Below are 1,652 nucleotides of genomic sequence, written 5' to 3' on the forward strand. Positions count from 1 at the left end.
ATTAAAAATATTAAATAAATATCTTAAAAAAATTAATAAATTTAATAAAAATAATAAAAAACAATTTAATGAATTTAATAAAAATAAAACATTAATCCAATATTAATATAGAAATTTTAAAAGAAAAGAAATTAAAAAATTAAATACTTTTTTAAAAACAGAATAAAATATAGAAATCAGCAAATAAACTTTAAATTAATCTATTTAATAAATAAAAAATCAATTAAAAACTTTTAATTAATAATAAATAGAAAATATAAAAATAATAATCAATAAATATAGAATTAAACTAAATTTTTAAAACAAGTGATGTTATGATAAAAGTAAGAACAAGAGATTTTATACATAGTACTGATGATTTATATTTTGCATCAACAAATTATTTACATCCCGACAACAGAGTAATCTGTTTTTTAAGATATATTCCAGATCCTAATGGAGATAGGGAAAAAAATGGAAAAAAATATTCAAAAGTAAACTCTGAAGAAGCATATACATTTTTAAGAGAAAATTATCCAGAATATTTATATTATTCTGAAGTTACTAATGTAGAAATGATGGGAGTACCTCTTGAAAAAGTAGATGAAATTATAAGGCCTGAAAATCGTCTTAAAGAAATTAGAGAAGGTAAAGATTCTAAAGTATCTGATGAAACAAGAAATAAATTAATTGATTTATCTGACTTTTTCCATTATATTGCAGGTATTGATTATGAAAATTTAGGTATTTCTGGTTCTACTTGTCCAGGACTTCAAAAAACAGAAAGTTCTGATTTGGACTTTGTAGTTTATGGACTTGAAAATCATAGAAAAGCAATAAATACCTTTAAAAAATACCATGACCAAGAAGTAGAAGTAGGGGAAGGAGATTCTAAAAGAAAAATCATATTAAATCCTATTCAAAACCAATTCTGGGAACGCTTATATCATAAAAGAATTAAAGATGATAGTTTAACTAAAGAAGAATTTTGTTGGTATGAATCAAGAAAATTCAATAGAGGAGTAATTAGAGGAACATTATTTGATATATTATGTACTAGAAACTTTGATGAAATTAAAGGAGAATGGGAAGATACAATCTATGAACCACAAGGTGTTGCTAAAGTTGAATGTACTATAAGTAATGCACTTGAATTTATGGATAATCCAGCAATCTATGATATTAAAGATGTTAAAGTATTAGAAGGACCTGATGTAAAAATTAGTAAACTCGCTTCATTTACTCATACCTATGCAGGAGAAGTATTTGAAAATGAACGTGCAGTAGCAAGAGGTAAACTTGAAAAAATTATTACTAAAGGTGAAAAACCTAAATATAGAATACTTGTAGGTTCAACAAGAGAATCTTTAGGAGAATATATAAAATTTAAAGAAAGTCCAGTATAAACAGTATTTTTATATAAATAAGAAAAACAAGTATTTTATAAATATAAAAATTAAAAGTATTTTGTAAAATCTAAAATAAAATTTTTAATAAATATAAATTATTAAATAAATAGATTACATGTACATGATATCATATAAAAATAATAAATAGAATCATTGATTCTATTTAATTATAATTTATTCTAATTAAATTAAATATAAACTTATAAAATAAATTTAATTTAATCTTTTTTTAAATATTCTTATAGAAAATTTATTAGATAAAAA

Annotated in this window: 1 protein-coding gene; it reads left to right on the plus strand. The window is 21.2% G+C overall.

Going from position 1 to position 1,652, the window contains the following annotated elements; translation table 11 throughout:
• Positions 1-314: 314 nt before the first annotated feature.
• Positions 315-1,385 carry a DNA polymerase subunit beta gene (locus BGI41_RS08020; RefSeq protein WP_088540177.1) on the plus strand — a complete coding sequence of 357 codons (1,071 nt, stop codon included), beginning with the start codon at positions 315-317 and terminating at the stop codon, positions 1,383-1,385.
• The last annotated feature ends 267 nt before the right edge of the window (positions 1,386-1,652 follow it).

The organism is Methanobrevibacter sp. 87.7, assembly GCF_002208625.1.
Lineage (GTDB): Archaea > Methanobacteriota > Methanobacteria > Methanobacteriales > Methanobacteriaceae > Methanarmilla.

Excerpts from the sequence above, each read along its gene's own strand:
- BGI41_RS08020 (WP_088540177.1), top strand. The coding sequence starts at position 315 with ATGATAAAAGTAAGAACAAGAGATTTTATACATAGTACTGATGATTTA.